This window comes from Arthrobacter sp. UC242_113 (genome assembly GCF_044054585.1).
In the GTDB taxonomy this organism is placed as follows: domain Bacteria; phylum Actinomycetota; class Actinomycetes; order Actinomycetales; family Micrococcaceae; genus Arthrobacter.
Genome location: NZ_CP171968.1, coordinates 980,457 through 1,001,090 on the forward strand (window position 1 = coordinate 980,457; position 20,634 = coordinate 1,001,090).

14 protein-coding genes and 1 pseudogene are annotated in these 20,634 nt (G+C 67.4%); 10 read left to right on the forward strand and 5 right to left on the reverse strand.

Annotated features, from left to right (window positions below):
* The first annotated feature begins 89 nt into the window (after positions 1 to 89).
* From ACHMXB_RS04390 to ACHMXB_RS04435, 10 genes are all read left to right on the forward strand, one after another.
* Positions 90 to 2,915, forward strand: coding sequence for an aconitate hydratase (locus tag ACHMXB_RS04390; RefSeq protein WP_395403086.1), 2,826 nt, complete (start codon positions 90 to 92; stop codon positions 2,913 to 2,915).
* A 157-nt stretch (positions 2,916 to 3,072) separates the two neighbouring features.
* Positions 3,073 to 5,046, forward strand: a complete 1,974-nt coding sequence (gene dxs / locus ACHMXB_RS04395; RefSeq protein WP_395403088.1) for a 1-deoxy-D-xylulose-5-phosphate synthase — start codon at positions 3,073 to 3,075, stop codon at positions 5,044 to 5,046.
* The gene (locus ACHMXB_RS04400) at positions 5,043 to 5,588 is read left to right on the forward strand and encodes a DUF402 domain-containing protein (protein ID WP_395403090.1); all 546 of its coding nucleotides are present in this window, start codon (positions 5,043 to 5,045) and stop codon (positions 5,586 to 5,588) included. Before dxs ends, ACHMXB_RS04400 begins: the two co-directional genes overlap by 4 nt.
* Complete coding sequence (locus ACHMXB_RS04405; RefSeq protein ID WP_395403092.1) at positions 5,585 to 6,145, forward strand: hypothetical protein; 561 nt, start codon at positions 5,585 to 5,587, stop codon at positions 6,143 to 6,145. The genes ACHMXB_RS04400 and ACHMXB_RS04405 overlap by 4 nt, the downstream gene beginning before the upstream one ends.
* A 47-nt stretch (positions 6,146 to 6,192) precedes the next feature.
* Positions 6,193 to 6,411 (forward strand): hypothetical protein, encoded by a 219-nt coding sequence (locus ACHMXB_RS04410; protein WP_190603306.1) that lies wholly within the window; start codon positions 6,193 to 6,195, stop codon positions 6,409 to 6,411.
* A gap of 86 nt (positions 6,412 to 6,497) precedes the next feature.
* Positions 6,498 to 7,475: an aldo/keto reductase gene (locus tag ACHMXB_RS04415; RefSeq protein WP_395403095.1), complete on the forward strand. Its 978-nt coding sequence runs from the start codon at positions 6,498 to 6,500 to the stop codon at positions 7,473 to 7,475.
* Complete coding sequence (locus ACHMXB_RS04420; RefSeq protein WP_395403097.1) at positions 7,475 to 8,527, forward strand: nucleoside hydrolase; 1,053 nt, start codon at positions 7,475 to 7,477, stop codon at positions 8,525 to 8,527. The genes ACHMXB_RS04415 and ACHMXB_RS04420 overlap by 1 nt, the downstream gene beginning before the upstream one ends.
* A gap of 120 nt (positions 8,528 to 8,647) precedes the next feature.
* Positions 8,648 to 9,469, forward strand: coding sequence for an ECF transporter S component (locus ACHMXB_RS04425; RefSeq protein WP_395403099.1), 822 nt, complete (start codon positions 8,648 to 8,650; stop codon positions 9,467 to 9,469).
* 19 nt (positions 9,470 to 9,488) lie between these two features.
* Complete coding sequence (locus ACHMXB_RS04430) at positions 9,489 to 10,274, forward strand: energy-coupling factor transporter transmembrane component T family protein (RefSeq protein WP_395403101.1); 786 nt, start codon at positions 9,489 to 9,491, stop codon at positions 10,272 to 10,274.
* A complete protein-coding gene (locus ACHMXB_RS04435) occupies positions 10,274 to 11,848 on the forward strand; it encodes an ABC transporter ATP-binding protein (RefSeq protein ID WP_395403103.1) in 1,575 nt (524 codons plus the stop codon). The genes ACHMXB_RS04430 and ACHMXB_RS04435 overlap by 1 nt, the downstream gene beginning before the upstream one ends.
* Before the next feature lie 83 nt (positions 11,849 to 11,931).
* Here the strand turns inward: ACHMXB_RS04435 and ACHMXB_RS04440 are convergent, their stop codons facing one another.
* The 5 genes and pseudogenes from ACHMXB_RS04440 to efeO all read right to left on the reverse strand — a co-directional run bounded on the left by ACHMXB_RS04440 (position 11,932) and on the right by efeO (position 20,541).
* Positions 11,932 to 14,100 carry a 3-hydroxyacyl-CoA dehydrogenase NAD-binding domain-containing protein gene (locus tag ACHMXB_RS04440; protein ID WP_395403105.1) on the reverse strand — a complete coding sequence of 723 codons (2,169 nt, stop codon included), beginning with the start codon at positions 14,098 to 14,100 and terminating at the stop codon, positions 11,932 to 11,934.
* A gap of 168 nt (positions 14,101 to 14,268) precedes the next feature.
* Positions 14,269 to 16,011 (reverse strand): DUF222 domain-containing protein, encoded by a 1,743-nt coding sequence (locus tag ACHMXB_RS04445; protein ID WP_395403107.1) that lies wholly within the window; start codon positions 16,009 to 16,011, stop codon positions 14,269 to 14,271.
* A gap of 459 nt (positions 16,012 to 16,470) precedes the next feature.
* A complete protein-coding gene (locus tag ACHMXB_RS04450; protein ID WP_395403109.1) occupies positions 16,471 to 17,802 on the reverse strand; it encodes an HRDC domain-containing protein in 1,332 nt (443 codons plus the stop codon).
* A 182-nt stretch (positions 17,803 to 17,984) separates the two neighbouring features.
* A pseudogene (gene efeB, locus ACHMXB_RS04455) lies at positions 17,985 to 19,348 on the reverse strand (iron uptake transporter deferrochelatase/peroxidase subunit).
* The gene (gene efeO / locus ACHMXB_RS04460; protein WP_395403111.1) at positions 19,345 to 20,541 is read right to left on the reverse strand and encodes an iron uptake system protein EfeO; all 1,197 of its coding nucleotides are present in this window, start codon (positions 20,539 to 20,541) and stop codon (positions 19,345 to 19,347) included. Before efeO ends, efeB begins: the two are co-directional and overlap by 4 nt.
* Positions 20,542 to 20,634: the final 93 nt, after the last annotated feature.

Below are 20,634 nucleotides of genomic sequence, written 5' to 3' on the forward strand. Positions count from 1 at the left end.
GTGTATGACCTTGTACTAGTTAGGACCACCTAACTAGCAAGCGGTCTACCGCGCGACAAAGATGAAACTGTTGCGAGAGGAGTCCTGCGATGAGCACTGTGGACAGCTTCGGTTCAAAAGGCAAACTTAATGTAGCCGGAACCGAATACGAAATTTTCCGGTTGAACTCCGTTGAAGGTGCAGAAAACCTTCCGTTCAGCCTCAAGGTATTGCTTGAAAACCTGTTGAGGACCGAGGACGGCGCGAACATCACCGCCGATCACGTCCGAGCCCTGGCAGGATGGGATCCTAATGCCCAGCCCGACACCGAAATCCAGTTCACGCCTGCCCGCGTGATCATGCAGGACTTCACTGGTGTTCCCTGCGTGGTGGACCTTGCCACCATGCGCGAGGCAGTGAAGGAGCTTGGCGGCGATCCAAAGAGGGTGAACCCGCTTGCTCCGGCCGAGATGGTCATTGACCACTCCGTCCAGATCGATGTCTTCGGTAACTCCGGCGCGCTGGAGCGCAACATGGAGATCGAATACCAGCGCAATGGTGAGCGCTACCAGTTCCTGCGCTGGGGCCAGACCGCGTTCGACGACTTCAAGGTTGTCCCGCCGGGAACCGGCATCGTGCACCAGGTCAACATCGAATACCTGGCCCGCACCGTGATGACCCGCGAAGTGGACGGCGCGGTTCGTGCCTACCCCGACACCTGCGTCGGCACCGACTCGCACACCACCATGGTCAACGGCCTGGGTGTTCTGGGCTGGGGCGTCGGCGGCATCGAGGCCGAGGCTGCCATGCTCGGCCAGCCGGTCTCCATGCTGATCCCGCGCGTTGTCGGCTTCAAGCTCAGCGGCAGCATCCCTGCCGGTGCCACCGCCACCGACGTTGTGCTCACCATCACCGAGATGCTGCGCAAGCACGGTGTTGTTGGCAAGTTCGTGGAATTCTACGGCGAAGGCGTTGCCGCGGTGCCGCTGGCCAACCGCGCCACCATCGGCAACATGAGCCCGGAGTTCGGCTCCACGGCTGCCATGTTCCCGATCGACGACGTCACCCTCGACTACCTGCGCCTCACCGGCCGCTCCGAGGAAAACGTCGCCCTGGTTGAGTCCTACGCGAAGGAACAGGGCCTCTGGCACGATCCTTCCCGGGAGATCAAGTTCTCCGAGTACCTCGAACTGGACCTCTCCACCGTGGTTCCGTCGATCGCCGGCCCGAAGCGTCCCCAGGACCGCATCGAGCTGACGGAGGCCAAGGACGAGTTCCGCCACGACCTCAAGAACTACGTCATGCACGACGCCGACGCCGGCACGCTGGACGAGTCGCTGGAAGAAAGCTTCCCGGCTTCCGACCCGCCCTCGTTCACCACGGGCGGCACCCACGTGACCGACACCGACCGCGTTCCGCCGAAGTACTCCGCCGCGCACGGTGCCGAGGGCCGCCTGTCCAGCCCTGTCGCCGTGAAGATGGAAGACGGCCGCGAGTTCGACCTGGACCACGGAGCGGTGACCATCGCGTCGATCACCTCGTGCACCAACACGTCCAACCCCTCGGTCATGCTTGCCGCCGCCGTGCTGGCACGCAACGCTGTGAACAAGGGCCTCACCGCCAAGCCGTGGGTCAAGACCTCGGTCGCCCCGGGCTCCAAGGTGGTCACGGACTACTACGAGAAGTCGGGCCTCACCCCGTACCTGGAGAAGCTGGGCTTCTACATCGTGGGCTACGGCTGCGCCACCTGCATCGGTAACTCCGGCCCGCTGGAAGCCGAGATCTCCGAGGCCATCCAGGCCAACGACCTCGCCGTCAGCGCCGTGCTCTCGGGCAACCGCAACTTCGAAGGCCGCATCAACCCGGACGTCAAGATGAACTACCTGGCCTCCCCGCCGCTGGTCATTGCCTACGCCCTGGCCGGTTCCATGGACTTTGACTTCGAAACCGACGCCCTGGGCAAGGACGAAGCCGGCAACGACGTTTTCCTCAAGGACATCTGGCCCAACCCGGTCGAGGTGCAGGAAGTCATCGACTCCTCCATCGACAAGGAGATGTTCGCCAAGGGTTACGAGGGCGTCTTCGGGGGCGACGACCGCTGGAAGGCGCTCGACACCCCGGCCGGCGACACCTTCGCGTGGGACCAGAAGTCCACGTACGTCCGGAAGCCCCCGTACTTCGAGGGCATGAAGGCCCAGCCGGAGCCCGTCCAGGACATCACCGGTGCCCGCGTGCTGCTCAAGCTTGGCGACTCCGTCACCACGGACCACATCTCCCCGGCCGGTTCGTTCAAGTCCGACACCCCTGCCGGCCAGTACCTGCTGGCCAACGGCGTGGAGCGCAAGGACTTCAACTCCTACGGCTCGCGCCGTGGCAACCACGAGGTCATGATCCGGGGTACGTTCGCGAACATCCGCATCAAGAACCAGCTCCTGGACGGCGTGGAGGGCGGCTTCACCCGCGACTTCACCCAGGCTGACGGCCCGCAGGCCTACGTCTACGACGCCGCCCAGAACTACCAGGCAGCCGGCACCCCGCTGGTGGTCCTGGCCGGCAAGGAGTACGGCTCCGGTTCGTCCCGTGACTGGGCAGCCAAGGGCACGGCACTGCTGGGCGTCAAGGCCGTCGTCGCAGAGAGCTACGAGCGTATCCACCGCTCCAACCTCATCGGCATGGGCGTCCTGCCGCTGCAGTTCCCGGCCGGCGAGTCCGCCGCCACGCTGGGCCTGACGGGCACGGAAACCTTCGCTGTGGAGGGCGTCACCGCCCTGAACGAAGGCACCACGCCCAAGACCCTCAAGGTCACCGCCACCGCCGAGGACGGCTCCGCCAAGTCCTTCGACGCAGTGCTCCGCATCGACACCCCGGGTGAAGCGGACTACTACCGCAACGGCGGCATCCTGCAGTACGTTCTGCGCCAGATCTCCGCTAACTAGCGGGATTCAGCCGGGCCAGCCCCGGTAAGCAGTGCGATGAGGCCCCGGCCGGTCAGCAGACCGGCCGGGGCCTCTGCGTTGCTGTTTGCGCTGCCTCATGCGCTTGCGCGGAGGCGTTAGAGTTAATAGGCATGTCTACCAGCCGAAGGAGGGGCCGTTGGGAATCTTGGAGACCATCCGGAATCCGCAGGACCTGAGCAAGTTGTCCGCGGCGCAGCTGGACCAGCTCGCCGCCGAGGTCAGGGAATTCCTGATCGGCAACGTCTCCCAGACGGGAGGGCACCTGGGTCCCAACCTCGGCGTCGTCGAACTGACCATGGCGGTGCACCGGATCTTCGATTCGCCCCGCGACAGCATCGTCTTCGACACCGGCCACCAGTCATACGTGCACAAGCTCCTCACCGGACGGCACGACTTCAGCACCCTCCGCCAGCAGGGCGGCCTGTCCGGCTACCCGGACCGCGGCGAGTCGGAGCACGACATCGTCGAAAGCTCGCACGCCTCATCCTCGCTGTCCTGGGCGGACGGCATTTCCCGGGCCCGGCAGCTGACCGGTGACGGCGACCGGTACGTCGTCGCCGTCGTCGGAGACGGCGCACTCACCGGCGGCATGGCCTGGGAAGCCATCAACAACATCGCGGCGGACAAAAAGCGCCGCGTCGTGATTGTCGTGAACGACAACGGCCGCTCCTACGCCCCCACGGTCGGCGGCTTTGCCGACTACCTGGCGTCCCTGCGCCCCACCATCGACTCCCTGCGCACCGCCCCCGCCTACGAGGTCGCCCTGGACTGGTGGAAGAAAAGGCTTCAGAACGGCGGCCCCGTCGGCCAGTTCACCTACAAGAGCCTGCACGCCATGAAGAAGGGCATCAAGGACTGGTGGGCGCCGCAGGGCATGTTCGAGGACCTCGGCATGAAGTACATCGGCCCGGTGGACGGCCATAACCTGCAGGCCATGGAACACGCCCTGTCCACCGCGAAGAATTACGCCGGCCCGGTCATCGTTCACGCCATGACCGAAAAGGGCCACGGGTACGCGCCGGCCCGCGCGCATGAAGCGGACCAGTTCCACGCCGTCGGGATCATCGACCCCGAGACGGGCGAGCCCGCCGAGGCCGGCGGCGCCAAGTCCTGGACGTCGGTGTTCGCCGACGAAATCGCGGACATCGCGGACGAACGCAAGGACATTGTCGGCATCACCGGGGCCATGCTTATCCCGGTGGGGTTGCACAAGTTCGCGGCACGGCACCCGGAACGCGTCTTCGACGTCGGCATCGCCGAACAGCACGCCCTGACCTCCGCGGCGGGCATGGCCTTCGGCGGGCTGCACCCGGTGGTGGCTGTCTACGCCACCTTCCTCAACAGAGCCTTCGACCAGCTGCTGATGGACGTCGCCCTGCACAAGGCCGGCGTGACAGTTGTCCTGGACCGCGCGGGCGTCACCGGTCCCGACGGCGCCAGCCACCACGGAATGTGGGACATGGCCATGGTCCAGATCGTTCCCGGGCTCCACTTGGCTGCGCCACGTGACGCCTCGCGGCTGCGCGAAGAGCTCCGCGAAGCAGTCGCCATCGAGGACGCCCCCACTGTCATCCGCTATTCCAAGGGAACGGTCGGCGCCGAGGTCGAGGCCATTGAACGGCTGGCCGACGGCGTGGACGTGCTGTCCCGCCGCCCTGCCGGATCCACCGAGAACGATGTTCTGATCGTCAGCGTGGGCGCCATGTCCGAGCTGGCCCTGAACGTCGCCAACCGGCTGGGCGCCCAGGGAATCAGCTCAACCGTCGTGGACCCCCGCTGGGTCCTCCCGGTGCGGAAGTCGATCATCGCCCTGGCCGCCAGGCACCGGCTGGTCATCTGCATCGAGGACGGCGTCCGCGCCGGGGGAGTCGGGTCCAGGATCCGCCAGGAGATGCGCGCCGCCGGTGTGGACACAGCCCTGAACGAGGTTGGCCTGCCGGTCGAATTCCTGGACCACGGCACCCGGAGCCAGGTGCTGGAGCGCGTGGGCCTGACCGCCCAGCAGATCACGCACGACGTCGTGGCCCAGGTCCTCGGGACCAAGGTTCCGTTCGCCCGTCCGCTGCCCGGCCAGGAACACCCCACTACCGGAAGCCTGCCCAAACTGTGAGGGAGCCCGATTCCCTGCAGCCAGGGGAACTGGTGGTGTCCCGCAACCGCAAATGGGACGGCTCGGCGCATTGGGTGGTGCCCGGCAGGTACCTCGGCGAGGACCAGCACGGCTGGTGGATTTTCCAGCCGGCCAACGAGTTCTGTGCCCGGCCCGGCGCCGCCTTCTACACCGCGTCCGATGCCGTGCTGCTGGTTCCGCGCTCCGGGGAGTTCGTGGTCACCTTCTACGACGACACGTACCCGGGCGACTTCCGCGTCTACGTCGACCTGGCCACCGGCCACGAGTGGCGCAGGATCCAGCAGGGCGTCACCGAATTCCACGTCATCGACATGGACCTCGACGTAATCCGTTCAGTGAAGCGCGGCGTGTTCGTCGACGACGAGGACGAGTTCGCAGAGCACCGGCTCCGCATGGAGTACCCTGAAACGCTGGTGCACGCCATACAGGCGGAGTGCGACGCCCTGTTCCTTGCCGTCAAGGGCCAGGATGCTCCGTTTGACGGCACCGACACCAGCTGGTTTATGAAAGGACGGGCATGAGCGGAATTATCCGGGTCTACAAGCGCGACGACGAAGGAGCGCTGCTGTTCCGGGAAGCCTGGTACGACGAAGACTACAGCCAGTTCGTCATGAACCATGGCGCCGTGGGGCACCAGAGCAAGACCCAGGAAACCGACGTGCCGGACGCCGAGGCTGCCGAGCGCCTGATGGACGCCTTCGGGGCGGCCTGCTCTGAGGACGGCTACGCCGAGATTCCGGACGAGGAGCAGTACTGGGTAGTGGCGCAGTACGCGCTCAAGACCCGGGAGGGCACCAGCCGCGACCGCTACCTCGAGGAAAAGGCGAAGGACGCACTTGCCGGTCATCTCGCCTGGCGCGGCCTGGGCATTGTGGACCGCTCGGAATTCAGCGACGCCAAGCTCAACATTTTCTGCCTTTGCCCGGACGTGAACAAGGCCGTGAACGCGATTAAGGTCTGCATCCGCGGCGAGGACCTGGACTTCACCAAGCTGAGCATTGGAGCCGCCCCGTTCAGCGACCCCACGGCCCTCAAGCTTAAGCATTCACCCAAGCAGGTGGCCGGCTTCACCCTCTAAAGCAGTTCAAGCACCTACCGCAGTCAGCACCAGGAAGGCAGAACGTCATGACAAAGAAGTCAGCCCAGCCGGGACGCACGCCACTTCCGCGGGGCCTCGCCTCGCCCGACCGCAGAATCCTCGCCCACTCCGGCGTGGAGTCCCTGGAGCAGCTGGCGCAGTTCGGCCGGCGCCAGCTGGCGGCGCTGCCTGGAATCTGCCCGCGGACCCTGGCCCAGCTCCAGGATGCGCTGGAGGAGCACGGCCTGGAGTTCGCCACCGCCTGAGGGGTTCCTCGGGGAGGCGGGCCGGAAAGCGGGCTTCGGAACGTAGGCCGCGAGAGCTGCCGCCGGGGCCGTTATAGGGTGATTCCATGACTGAATACCGCCGTCTTGGAAAATCCGGACTGACCGTCTCCGTCGTGGGCCTCGGCTGCAACAACCTCGGCCGGGCAAACACGGTGACCGAATCGCAGGAGGGGACGGACGCCGTCGTGCATGCCGCCCTCGACTCCGGGGTGACGCTCTTCGACGTCGCCGACACCTACGGCCGTGAGCCGGGGCTCAGCGAAACGATGCTCGGCAGGGCGCTGGGGGCCAGGCGCGACGACGTCGTGGTCGCCACCAAGTTCGGCATGGACATGCGCGGGGCCAACGGCGAGGACTTCGGCGCCCGCGGTTCGCGCCGCTATGTCATCCGCGCCGCGGAGGCCTCCCTGCGCCGGCTGGGCACTGAGTACATCGACCTGTACCAGTTCCACACGCCGGACCCCCTGACTCCAATCGAGGAGACCCTCGACGCGCTGGACGACCTCGTCACCAGCGGCAAGGTGCGGTACATCGGCCACTCGAACCGCGCCGGCTGGCAGATCGCCGAGGCTGAATTCGTGGCGCGCGCCCGCGGCGGGGCCCGCTTTGTCTCTGCCCAGAACCACTACAACCTCCTGGACCGGCGCGCCGAGCAGGAAGTCACCCCGGCGGCCGAAGCCTACGGGCTGGGCGTGCTGCCGTATTTCCCCCTGGCCAACGGCCTCTTGACCGGCAAGTACGCGCAGGACCAGGCGCCGGAAGGGTCACGCCTCAGCCACACGCGGACCAACCTGGTGCACGACGCCGACTGGCAGCAGCTGAAGGCGTTCAGCGCCTTCGCCGCCGCCCGCGACCTGACCGAAGTGCAGGTGGCGTTCTCCTGGCTTGCGGCGCAGCCGTCGGTCAGCAGCGTCATTGCCGGCGCCACGCGTCCGGAGCAGGTCCGGCAGAATGCCGGGGCGGTGGCCTGGGTGCCGGACCGCGCCGAACTCGACGAGCTGGATGCCATCTTCCCGCAGACCCCCAAAGTGGCCCTGTTCTGATGCCGTCCATCCTCATGGATGTGGACACCGGGATCGACGACGCCCTCGCGCTGGTCTATCTGCTGTCCCGGCCGGAGGTCCGGATCGAGGCGATCACCTGCACGGCCGGCAACGTGGGCGCCCGCCAGGTGGCACTGAACAACCTCGCCCTGCTGGAGCTCTGCGGCCGGGCCGGCGTCGAAGTCGCCGTGGGCGCGGAAGTGCCGCTGGAGATTCCGCTGGTCACCACCGAGGAAACGCACGGGCCGCAGGGGATCGGCTATGCCGTGCTCCCGCTCCCGAAGCAGGAGATCTCTCCGCGGCATGCGGTCGACGTCTGGGTGGAAACGGCCCGGGCACGGCCCGGTGAGGTCACCGGGCTTATCACCGGGCCGCTGACGAACTTCGCGCTGGCGCTGCGTGCGGAACCGGACCTTCCCAAACTGCTCAAGGGCCTGGTCATCATGGGCGGCTCCTTCAACTACCAGGGCAACACCACGCCGACGGCGGAGTGGAACGTTTCCGTGGATCCGCACGCGGCCGCGGAGGTCTTCGCCGCCTACAGCGGACTTCCGGAGGCCAGCCTTCCGGTGGTGTGCGCCCTCGAGACCACGGAGCGCATCGAGCTGCGGCCCGAGCACCTGCAGCGGCTCGCCGAAGCAGCCGGAGCCGAACCCGAACTCGTGCTGCCCGAACAGCCGGAAGGCCAGCGCAGCGGCTCGGGCAACCCGCTCGTGGCGTGCCTCTCGGATGCCATCCGCTTCTACATGGAGTTCCACCGGCTCTACGACCAGGGCTACATTGCGCACATGCATGACGCGTTCGCAGCAGCTGCGGCCATCGGACGCACCCCGTTCGGCACGCGGCCGGCCACCGTGCACGTCGAAACGGAATCGCCCCGCCTGGTGGGGACCACCGTGGCCGACTTCCGGAGCATCTGGAAGGAACCGTTCAATGCCAGGATCGTCACTTCAAACGATCCCGAGCAGTGCTTCGACGAACTGATCTCCTCGGTGGGCGGGCTGGCCGCGGCAGTGGGGACGACGGTTCCCCAGGCTAACGGCCGTAGCTAGCCGCGCCTGCAGGTCGGTAGGATGGTAGCCGCGCCGAGGTGACATAGGCGCCTGCTTCCGCGCACGCGGAAGATCACGCCGCGGGTGCGGAACCCGCCGTTTTCAGCCTAAGGATGCACCATGTCACAGCAGTCGCTCACGCTTCCTCCCACGGACCGGAAAGCCGTCCGCCGCCGGAGGCTCCTCGAACTGCTCGGTGCCGCTGCCATCGCCGCCACTTTCATCTTTCTGGTCCTCACGCAGCCGGCAGACATCGCGGGCGGGCTCGGCAGCGTTTCCTCCCTCGTCGCGCTGGGCGGCTTCCTTCTTGGCGCCCTGCTGCTGATCGTGGGCGTGCTTCCTACCCTGCCGACGTCCACCGTGGTGCTCATTCCGGTGGCCCTTGTCCTGAACATCGTGCTGGGACAGCTCATGGGCACCAGCGGCTTGCCGTTCTACCTCGATTCCATCGGCACCGTGCTCATCGCCGTCCTGGCCGGACCTGCGGCCGGCGCCGCCACCGGTGCCCTGAGCAGCATCGTGTGGTCGTTCTTCAACCCGACGGTCCTGCCCTTCGCGGCCGGCGCCGCGCTGATCGGCTTCTTGGCCGGTGTCGCCGCACGGTACGGGCTGTTCCGCCGGTTCTACCTGGCCCCGGTTGCCGGCTTCGTCACCGGCATCATCGCCGGCGTGGTGTCCGCACCGATCGCCGCGTTCGTCTTCGGCGGCACCTCCGGGGCCGGCACCGGCGCGATCGTGAGCGCCTTCCGCGCCATGGGCGACACCTTGCTGGCCGCCATAACCAAGCAGGCCCTGATCTCCGATCCCATGGACAAGGCCATCGTCTTCGGCATCGCGGCCATGCTGGTCTACGCCCTGCCGCGGCGCACCACGTTCCAGTTCCCGTTCGTCCGCCGCTTCCGCGTCCTGGCCGGCAAGGAGCCGGCCGCGCGGAATTCCTGAGCCCGGAACCTTTGGTCAGGTGGCCGCACGCCTCAATCCGCTGACTTCGCTGACGGCGGCCGCCGCCATCCTGGTCATTACGACGGCGGCCTCCAGTTGGGCGGTATCACTCACCGTGGCAGTCGGCGCGGTGCTGTTTTCCGCCGCCGCGGGCATCGTGCGGCGGGTGCTCCTGGCCGCGGCTGCCATCGTTGTGCCGTTCTGGCTTTCGCTGCTGGTGATCCACGGGCTCTTCTTCCCGGAGGGGCACACCGTGCTGGCCAGCTGGGGCCCTGCCCGGGTCACGGCCGAGGGGCTGACCTTCGCCTTGGAAATGGGGCTCCGCACCGCCGCCTTCGTCCTGGTGCTGATGCTGTTTTCCTTCAGCGTCAGGATCCCTGAGCTGGTTGCCGCCCTGGCCACCCGCCGTGTTCCGCCGCAGGTGGGGTACGTGCTCGCCTCCACGCTGCTGCTTGCCCCGCTGGTGGCGGCCCGGCTGGACAAGGTCCGCCAGGCGCAGGAATCGCGCGGACTCGTGGTGGGCCGGGGGATCGGCAGCCGGGTTGCGGCCATCCGGTTGCAGATGGTTCCGCTGGTGCTGGGCCTGGTTCACGACGCCGGCATGCGGGCACAATCCCTCGACGCGAGGGGGTTCAGGAGTGCGGGTGCTCGGACCAGCTACACGGAGGCCCGCGATTCAGCCGCCCAGGCGGCCTTCCGTATTTTCGCGGTCCTGCTCGCCGTGGCGGCGGTGGGCTGGCGCATCGTTGAGGAGCTGCCGCCCGGGTCACTGTCCTCCTTCTCTCATTACGTCGGTGGCGCCTGATGATCGCGGACAGGACTGCCCCAACCGCGCTGCTGGCCTCGGTCGCCTCATTTTCGTACCACGGCGATCCCAGTCCCGCGCTGTGCGGCGTAGAGGTCATTGCCTCGCCCGGCACGCTGACGGCGGTGCTCGGCGGATCCGGCTGCGGCAAATCTACTTTGGGACGCCTTCTTGGTGCCTGGCTGCTGGGCGGCCGGGACGGAACGCTGGTGGGAAGCCTGCAACTGGAAGTAGCCGGGCATCCGGAGGACAGCAGCCCGCTCCGCTTTGCCGGAGCGCCGGATGACCCGCGGATCGATCCGGGGGCGTGGGCGCGGCACGTCGGCTACGTCCCCCAGGATGCTGCCTCCATGCTGTCAGCGGTCCGCGGAACTGTAGAGGAGGAGCTCGCCTTCAGCCTCGAAAACCGTGGAGTTCCCCGCGCGCATATGGTGGAGACCGTCGCCGATATTGCCCGCCGGACCGGACTCGACGGGTTCCTGCACCGGGATCCGGCGACGCTGTCCGGCGGCGAACTCCGCCGTTTGGGCGTGGGCTGCGCCGTGGTTGACGGTCCCGGCGTCCTGATCCTCGACGAGCCGCTCGAGTCCCTCGACCAGGGCGGTATCCGGACTATTGCCGAGCTGGTCCATGCCGAGCTGGCCCGGGGGACCGCCATTGTGGTGTTGAGCCAGCACGCCGATGCGCTGACCCGCGCGGCGGAGCGCTGGCTGGTACTGAAGGACGGGGAGGTGACAGCCGCGGGACCACCCGTCCGAATTCTGGAGGGAAGTGCGTTGGCTGAAACCGGCGTCGTGATTACCTCGCTGGAGCAGCATCTGGATCCGATGCCGGCGCCGCCCCCAGTGCTGACGCTTCCCGTGGCGGGGGCTGCAGTTGGAGCCACTGCCGATAGATCTTGCGCGGCTTTGGAGTTGGCGGGTGTGTCGTTCGGGTTCGGGGGACGGACCCGCAGCTCGTTTACGGAGGACAGCCTGCTTCTGGAGGACGTGGACCTGCAGGTGATGCCCGGGGAAATCGTGGCCATTACCGGGCCCAACGGTGCAGGAAAGTCCACGTTGCTCCGGCTCCTCAACGGCCTCCACCGGCCGCTTCGAGGCGACGTCCGCGTGGCGGACGAGTCCATCGCCGGTGTCCCCACAGGGCAGGTGGCCCGCCGCCTGGGGCTCCTCTTCCAGCACCCGCATGACCAGCTGTTCGAGCGCACGGTGCTGCGCGAGGTGCTGTTCGGGCTGGACCGCATCTTCGGCCCCGCGGCGCCGGAACGCGCCAAAGCAGCCTTGGCCGCCGTCGGCCTTGGGGACAGCGGAAACGCCCACCCGCATGAGCTGCCGGCGTCAGGCCAGCGGCTGCTGGCCCTTGCCACCGTCCTGGCGCGTGAACCGTCGGTGCTCGCACTTGATGAACCCACGGTGGCCCTGGATGCTTACGGCCTGGAGCGGCTCACCGCCGCCGTGTCAGCGGCAGCCGGCCGCGGCGCCGCCGTCGTGATGGTCACGCACGACCTCAGGTTTGCCAAGACGCACGCCCACCGGCTGCTCAGGCTCGACGGCGGCAGGCTCCGGCAGTTCTGACCGCGCCTCCAGCCGCCGATGCCAGTGTCGGGAAGTGAACGGACAAGCCAAAGTCTGGGGCACCTTCTGTCAAAGGATGCGAGTCAGGAACGGGATGCCACTCCGGGCGGCAGGAAGCGCCGGCCGTTGACGCGCTCCGAGGCTCCCACCCTGTCGAGGTAGGGGGTGATTCCGCCCAGGAACATCGGCCAGCCGGCGCCCAAGATCATGCACAGGTCGATGTCCTCGGGCCCTGCCACGACGCCCTCTTCGAGCATCAGCCCGATCTCCTCGGCCAGCGCGTCCTGGGTCCGGCGCAGCACTTCCTCTGCGGTTGACGGATTGCTGCCGAAGGACATAAGGGCAGAGGTGGCGGCAGGAATCTCCTGGCTGCCGTCCGCTGCCGTGGACCACAGTGATCTGACCTTGTTGTCGACAAGCTTCTGCAGGTTCTGCGAGACCGGGAACCGGTCGCCGAAGGCCGCATGCAGGGATTCCTGAACGTGCTGGGCCACGGGCAATCCCACCATGGCGAGAAGGGTGAACGGCGTCATGGGGAGACCCATGGGGCGCAGCGCGGCGTCCGCAACGTCGGCTGGCGTTCCCTCGTCGAAGGCGGCTGTGACTTCGCCCATGAGCCGCAGCAGGATGCGGTTGACCACGAAAGCGGGGGCGTCCTTGACCAGGACTGCGGTCTTCTTCAAGCCCTTGGCGAGCTCGAAGGCGGTGGCGAGCACGGCGTCGTCGGTCTTCGGCGCGCGGACAATTTCCAGCAGAGGCATGACGGCCACGGGATTGAAGAAGTGGAAGCCCACGAGCCGCTCGGGATACCGAAGGTCCGCGGCCATGGCGGTTACCGACAGCGAGGAGGTGTTCGTGGCCAGGATGCACTCCGGTGAGACGATGGCCTCGAGCTCGGCAAACACCTGCTTCTTGACGTTCAGTTCCTCGAACACCGCCTCAATGACGAAGTCCGCGTCCGCGAACGACTCCTTGGAAACGGATCCTGTGACGAGCGTCTTGGCCTGGGTGGCTGCGTCGGCGCTGAGCCGGCCTTTCGCCACCAGCTTGTCCACTTCGTGGTGGACGTAACTGACACCCTTGTCCGCCCGCTCCTGGTCAATATCGGTCAGGACCACGGGGACACCAAGCTGGCGGGCGAACAGCAGGGCAAGCTGGCTGGCCATGAGGCCGGCGCCCACCACGCCGATCTTCGTGACGGGCCGGGCGAGCTCGCGGCCGGGAGCGCCTGCGGGCCGCTTGGCCCGTTTCTGCACGAGGTCCAGGAAGGCGTAGACGGTTGCACGGAACTCGTCCGTCTGCATGAGGCCGGCCAGCGTTTCGCATTCGAGCGCGGCGGACTCCGCCTGGGTCATGGTGCGGTTCGCGGCCATGATGTTCAGCACCTCTGCGGGCGCCGGGGAGGCATTGGATGTTTTGGTTTCGACGTAGGCGCGGCCGGCGGCCACGGCGTCCGCCCAGCGGGCGGCAACAGCAGGGTCGGTGGGATCGACGGCGGCGGGCCGTTCCGGTGCTGCGTCTGAAGCTGCGGCGCCGGCAACAACGCGCGCAGCCCAGGCGACCGACTGCTCGAGGAAACACTCCGGTTCGAACAGCGCATCCGCGATGCCGAGTTTGAAGGCTTCCAGGCCCGAAAGCGTGCGGTTGTTGTTCAGCGCGTTCTCGATCATCACCTTCACAGCATTTTCCGGCCCGATGAGCCGCGGCAGAAGGTACACGCCGCCCCACCCGGGCACCAGCCCCAGGAAGGCCTCGGGAAGCGCCAGCGCCCCGGCGCCGGCGGACACGGTGCGGTAAGTGGACTGCAGGGCGATCTCCAGTCCGCCGCCGAGGGCCACGCCGTTGATGAAGGCGAAGCTGGGCACGCCAAGGTTGGCCAGCGTGGCGTAGACCTCGTGACCCAGCTGCGCCATCCACAGGCCATGCTCGCGCTCTTGGAGCTTCGTGACCGCGGACAGATCTGCCCCGGCAACGAAGAAGTTCGGCTTGCCCGTCACGGCTACCGCCGCGATCTCGCCCGCGGCCGCCCGCTCACGCAGCTCTTCGAGGACGGTGCCGAGTTCAACGAGGGTGTTGGGGCCAAGTGTCGTGGGTTTGGAAGGACCCAGCCCGTTGTCCAGGGTGATCAGGGCCAGGATGCCCGGGCTGGTGTGGCCATCTGCGGCAGGGAGTTCGATGTCCTGCACCAAGGAATGAGTGACCGCTTCATCCGGGAAGAGATCGGCAAGCTTGCGGAAATCTGCGGCGCTCATTTGTGGCTCCTCATTGAGACGGGCATGCCTAGACCGGACAGCCGGTACGAAGCATCAGTTAACCCAACGTTACTCGCGGGTAACATCCGGTGCAACCGGCGCCGAACCTGTTTGTGGGCCACACCCGACATGCATGATCGCGGCGGGGCTGTTGGGACAGGTGTCGTCCTAGGCTGCTGTGGATGATGACCAGTAGGGCCACGGATCCGCTGCCACGAGTGGTTCAACGCCGTCGAGGGCCACCGGGCACTCAATATCGTCAAAGTCGTCGGGAGGTTCTGAAGGCTCGGGGCACTCGTAGCCGCCCAGGGCCGAGTAGCTGTCGAACCCGTCGAAACGATCCGGCGCGTCCGGACGATCCTCGGTCTCCTGCCAGTCTTGGTCTGGCGGTGGTTCTGGCCATTCGGGTGGTTCCCAGTCCTGGTGTTCGGCCGGGTAGGACCGTCCCGACGGTGAGATCCAGCCGGGCGGTTTGTCACGGGTGGCTCCGACGGGTTTCCACGCTGTGGCGTGTTTCAGGCGATGGTGTTTCGGGCAGGGTTGGCCGAGGTTGGCGACGCCGGTGCCGCCGCCGTCTGCCCAGGCGAGGATGTGGTCGGCGTCGTTGTCCAGGGAGTGGTTGTTGCAGTTGGGGAACGTGCACTTGGCGTCGCGGAGCCGCAGCCACTGGCGCATCGGTTTTGTTAGCCGGTAGCTGGTGCGTCCGATCTCCAGGGGCGCACCGTCGCGGGGGTCGGTGAGGACGCGGTGGAATGATGTTGCGCCGTCGGCGACGAGCCGGCGGGCCATGGACGGCGGGATCGGCCCGTACCCGTCCAGTGTGGCAGGCTCATCGGACAGGCCGAGCAGCGAGAACACCGGCACGGTGACCAGGACCTGCGCCGTGGGGGACGGCACACCACCGGCCAGCGCATCACCGGCCAGCGCATCACCGGCGGGCATCTCACGGGCCGGCATCTCAGGGGCCGGCGTGGAGTCTGCGGGCAGGACATCTGGGGGCGGGCCGTCAACCGCGCCGTCAAGCGGGTGGCCTGCGGTGAGCAGCCACGTGGCGAAGGCGTCGACGCGGAGCTGGGTCAGGGTCCGGGACTCGGTGGGGCCCTGCATGGCGCGGGCGGCGGCGGTGGTGCGGTTCCAGATCCCGGCGGCCTTGTCCGCCGGCAGGTACGCCGAGAACCAGGCCATGCCGTCCCGGTCCGGGGCATACTCCAGCCGCCGATCCTTCACACTCTTGGTGTGCCGGGTCTCGATGCTGACCGGATGGTGCCGCTCCCGCCAATACCGTGCCTTCGCCCGGAACCTGCCCGGCGTCAGCTCCCCCGCCGGGCAACCCCGCGCTGCGTTGGGCGCGTCCGGGTCCAGGAAGTGCGCCTCAAACGCCGCGGCCGCTTCCGGCGACAGCCCGTCCGTTTCCTCGCACATGATGCGCACGTGCTGCCAGGACAGTTTTCCTGACCCCAGCGCGCCCAGCGTCAACGGCAGATCCCTGGTCAGCTTGGCGGAGTCAACCAGCAACCGCTCCGCCGAGCCCTCGCTGACGGTCAGCGCGCCAGCGACCTCCGCAGTCATGGACATTCGCCGGACGGTTTGGTCCTGCACGGACGTGTCAGGCGGAGTCATGGCCTCCTCCGCCTCCGCGTAACCGGCGGCCAGGTTGACCTTTAGGGCCCCCAGCCGCGCCTCCATCCTGGCCACCCCAGCCAGACCGTCCAGGCACGCCTCCGCCTGATCCCCCAGCGGATCCGCCTCAGCCTGCGGCGAACCCGGCTGATCTCCCAGCGGATCCGCCTCATCCTGCGGCGATACGGCGCCCGCCGGGCCCGAATCAGCCACCCTACGGAGCTCAGCAGCCAGCGCAAGCGCGGAGGCACCGATGGCCTCCAACGTCTTCGCAGCTGCCTCGTTATCCATACCCAGAGCATGACAGGGGGCACCGACATTAAAGGGTGGGCGGAGCACCACAGGCGGGCCGGATCGAAAAAAGCTTTTTTGATCCAATCCAGAGCGGAAACCAGGTCGCAGCTCAGGGCGTTCCCAGCCCTCAGAACGCCCTGAGCCGCCACCCAGTTGGGGTTTAGGTGAGCGAAAAAACTTCAACCGCGGCCAGCACCGCCGTCGTACGCCGCGCCAACGTCCGCCTTGAAAGTCGGGATACTGGGGGCATGGACCATAGCGGTGGGGCGAACCTCGGCCCGGCCGATCAGGCCACGGGATGGCGCGCCGGATCTGAGGCAGAATGAATCCAGCGGGCGGAACGGCCCCGTTGTCGCACCTAAGGGTGCCGACCTGAACACGCCGCTTGACGGCCATTGGTGGCGTTCCGCCGCCCACTAATGCCACCTGCCCCAATACCGCGAGACTCAGGCTGTCCTACGCGGAGGCTTCCTTTGGCTCCCTGGCTTCCTTCGGTGGAAGCGGCTGCGGGTTGAGGAAGGCCGCGGTGATCAGCGGCGCCACCAGCCCCACCTGCCACTGCCGGGCACCCAGCCCGCGCAGTTCCTCTGCGATGGCCGCCTCGGTGATGTCCTCCGGCGGCCGCCAGGCGACGCGGCGAAGGTAGTCCGGGGTCAGCAGGTTTTCGAGCGGGAGGTTGAGTTCGTCCGCCTTCTCCTGCAGCAGTGGCCTGGCGGTTTGCAGCCTCTCGGCCGCGGGAAGGTCGCGGTCGGCCCAGACCCGCGGCGGCGGCGGGGCGTTGGTGGGCAGGTGGAGCGGAGGAAGGTCTTCGAGCGCCCGGGCCGACGCGATGCACCGCAGCCAGCGGGGGGCCTCCCGCTGGGCGGCCCTGCCGTGGAAGCCCTTGGTGCCGAGCAGCTGCGGTACGGTCGTGGGCATTGCCTTGGCTGCGGCGACGAGGGCAGAGTCAGGGATGAGGCGTCCCGGGGCGACATCGCGCTTTTGGGCCAGGGCGTCGCGTTCCAGCCACAGCTCCCGCACCGCGGCCAGCTGGCGGCGGTCCCTGATCTGATGGAGTCCGGACGTCTTGCGCCAGGGGTCAACCCTGGGTGCTGCGAGCCCGGCGGACAGGATCGCGGCGAACTCCTGCTCCGCGTACTCGAGTTTTCCGTCCGCTTCGAGCAGTTCGATGAGTTCCTCGCGCAGTTCCGTCAGGACTTCGACGTCGAGCGCGGCGTACCGGAGCCAGGGTTCCGGCAGCGGCCGGGTGGACCAGTCGGCTGCCGAGTGTTCCTTGGCGAGCCCGAAACCGAGCAGCTGCTCGATCACGGCAGCGAGACCGACGCGGGGAAGGCCTGCCAGGCGTGCTGCAAGTTCAGTGTCGAAAAGCTTGTCCGGCCACATGCCCAGCTCGGACAGACAGGGCAGGTCCTGGCTCGCGGCGTGCAAGATCCATTCGACGCCCCGCAGGGCATCGTTGATGATTCGCAGGTCCCCGAACGGCTCGGGGTCGATCAGCCATGTTCCGGAACCTTCCCGGCGGATCTGGACGAGGAACGCGCGCTGCCCGTAGCGGAATCCCGAGGCCCGTTCTGCATCAACACCGGCCGGGCCCGTGCCCGCAGCGATCGCGGCGGCGCAGCGTTCCAGCCCCGCCTGGGTTTCGATGACCAGAGGGACGCCGTCGCGGGGCGAATCGAGATCGATGACTACGGGGACCAGGCTGTCGAAGCCTTCCACTGTTATATGGGGTGTGTTGTCAGCAGCCGGAGCGCCAGCTGTGGTGTTATCCGAATTTTGAGCGGTCATGATGTCCCTAGTTTACCGGCAGCGGGCCCCCAGGACGTTCCGGCGGCCTGCGCCGCCGTCGGGAACGACGGCGGAGCGGTGCAAATGCCGCAGCGATCATGCCCCAGAACAGAGGTTAGAGGGCCCCAGTAAAGAGGGTCCAGGTAGAGAGGGCTCAGGTGTAGAGGCTCAGGTGTAGAGGCTCAGGTGAAGAGGCCTTCCCCGATGAAGCCTCCCTGCTTAACGCCGGGCGGCACGGCGAAGAGACCGGAACCCGTGTGCTTGAGGTATTCCAGGGGCCAGGACGTCCTCCTTGGCCATGGTCATCTGCATGGGCACGTAGTGCGTCCGCGGGTCCTTGACGAAGGCAATGAAGAACAGCCCGGCGTCGAGGTGGCCCAGTCCGTCCGAGCCGTCCGTGTAGTTGTACCCGCGGCGGAGCATCCGCACTCCGTCGTTCTGGTCGGCGTGGGCCAGCCGGACGTGGGACTCCATGCCAATGAGCGGTTCGCCGTCGTTGCCCTTGATGGCGAAGTCGGGGGCGGTGAACTCCTTGCCGCCGGACAGCGGCGCGCCTTCTCCCTTGGTCCGGCCGATCAGGCCCTCCTGTTCGCGAAGCGAGGTGCGGTCCCAGATCTCGATGTGCATCCTGATGCGCCGCGCCACCAGATAGCTTCCGCCCTCCATCCATGCTTCGCCTGCACGGGATCCGGCACCGGCCCACACATGCTCGTCGAGCAGGGCCGTGTCCTCGGCCTTGAGGTTGTTGGTCCCGTCCTTGAAACCGAAAAGGTTGCGGGGAGTCTGCTGCGCCCGCGACGTCGACGACGTGCGGCCGAATCCCAGCTGGGACCAGCGGACACGGGCCTTGCCGAAGCCGATCCGGGCCACGTTGCGGATGGCGTGCACGGCCACCTGGGGGTCGTCGGCGCAGGCCTGCACCACGATGTCGCCGCCAGTGCGGGCGGGCTCCAGGGCGTCGCCGGGGAAGTGCGGAAGATCGATGAGGGCGTCGGGCCGCTTTCCGTCGAGGCCGAAGCGGGCCTTGCCGTCCTTCTCGAACAGGGAAGGGCCAAAGCCAAACGTGATGGTGAGCCGGCCGGCGTCGAGGTCCAGGGCTTCCCCCGTGTCCTCCGGCGGTGCGTCGTACGGACCATCAACGGCGCCGGTGGCTCCGGTGGTGGGGCCTCCGGTCATGGCGTCCGCGGCAGCGGTCCAGTCCTTGAGGAGTTCGATGAGCGCCGCACGGTCGTTCGGGGGTGACGTCGAAGGTCGCCATGTGCAGGCGGTCCTGCGCAGCGGTGGTGATTCCCGCCTGCCGGTCCCCGAAGAAGGGGATGACGGAATCGTTGGCGGCCGGGGGCGCTGCGACGGCCGCCAGGGTGTCGTGGCCAAGCAGTCCGGCGGCGATTCCGGCCACCGCTCCGGCGCCGCCCACGCCTGCCAGTCCCAGAAGTCCGCGTCGGGACAGGCGGCGGTTGTCGCCGTCGGACGTCTCTGCCGATGCTACGGAACTGTGGGGCTCGGCGGGCGGCTGCTGGTCGCCGCCGAAGGGGCAGCCGCTCACAGCACCACTGCCGCAGTGAGCTTGGACAGCGGCTCGCCGAGGGCATCGACCAGTGCGCTGAGCTGCTGGACCTCGTCCTTGTTCAGCTCGTTGTAGTAAGCAAAGCCGCCGCCCTTGGCGTGCTTTTTGAGCTCAGCCTGCAGGGCACTGAACTTGGCGTCGAGGTCCTTGGCCAGGGCGGCGTCCTTCTGCTGCAGGGCGGGCTTGAGGTTTTCGAACGCGATCCGGGCGCCGTCCACGTTGGCCTGGAAGTCCCAGAGATCAGTGTGCGACCAGATTTCCTCCTCGCCGGTGACCTTGCCGCGGGCCACCTCATCCAGCAGTTCCTTGGCGCCGTTGCCGAGCTTGTCCGCGCTGAGCTCCACGGTGCTGGTGCGGGTGCTGAGTTTGGCGGTGTCGGCCACCAGCTGCTTGGCGAGTGCGCCGCGTTCAGCCCCGGTCAGCGCCTTGTATCCGGCTGGCGGGAACAGGTCCTTCTCGGCACGGTGCCAGCCGGTCCACTTCTGCCCCGGTTCGAGGTCCGCCTCACGGGCGTCGAGCTTGGGATCGAGGTCCCCGAAGGACTCGGCCACGGGTTCGATCCGTTCCCAGTGCATGCGGGTGGCCGCGTAGAGGCTCTTGGCCTTGGCTACGTCGCCTGCAGCGTAGGCGGCGGCGAATTCGTTGGTTCCGGCCACCAGTTGCTCGGTCTGGTCCTTGACGTAGGCCGTGTACTGGGTGACCCCGGTGTCTGTGAGCTTCTGGAAGTCAGCGTCCACGGTGGCCTGCTTGCCGGAGTCCTTGACGTTGAAGTCCGCACGGATGCCGTCACCCTTCATCCCCGGCTTGCATGCGGTGATGTATTTGCCCGCCCGCGCGGTGAGCACCAGGTTGCGGGTGATCCCGGGGCCGATGTTCTCCACTTCGGCCACGATCCGCAGGCCGTCTTCGGCGAGCACGTAGAACTCGGTGACCTCGGTGCCGTCGTTCTTCACGGCGAAGGTGAGGTTTCCGCTGGGGGCTTCGGCGGCGGAGACCTTGCACTCGGCGTCGGTGCTGGTCACCTGGATGGGCCGGTCGGTGGTGCCGGACGCGTTGGCGCTGGCGTTGTCGGTGCAGGATGCGAGGGCCAGCGGGAGGACTGCGGTGGCTGCCACGACGGCGAGGCGGGCACCGGCAGTCCGGCGGATTTTGGGCGAAGAAAAGCCGGGCATGTGAATTCCTTGGGGGTTTGGGGATGCAGCGGGGGTGTTGGGGATGCGGCGGGGTTTGGGGATGCAGCGGGCGTTGGGGAACGGTGTTTGGTT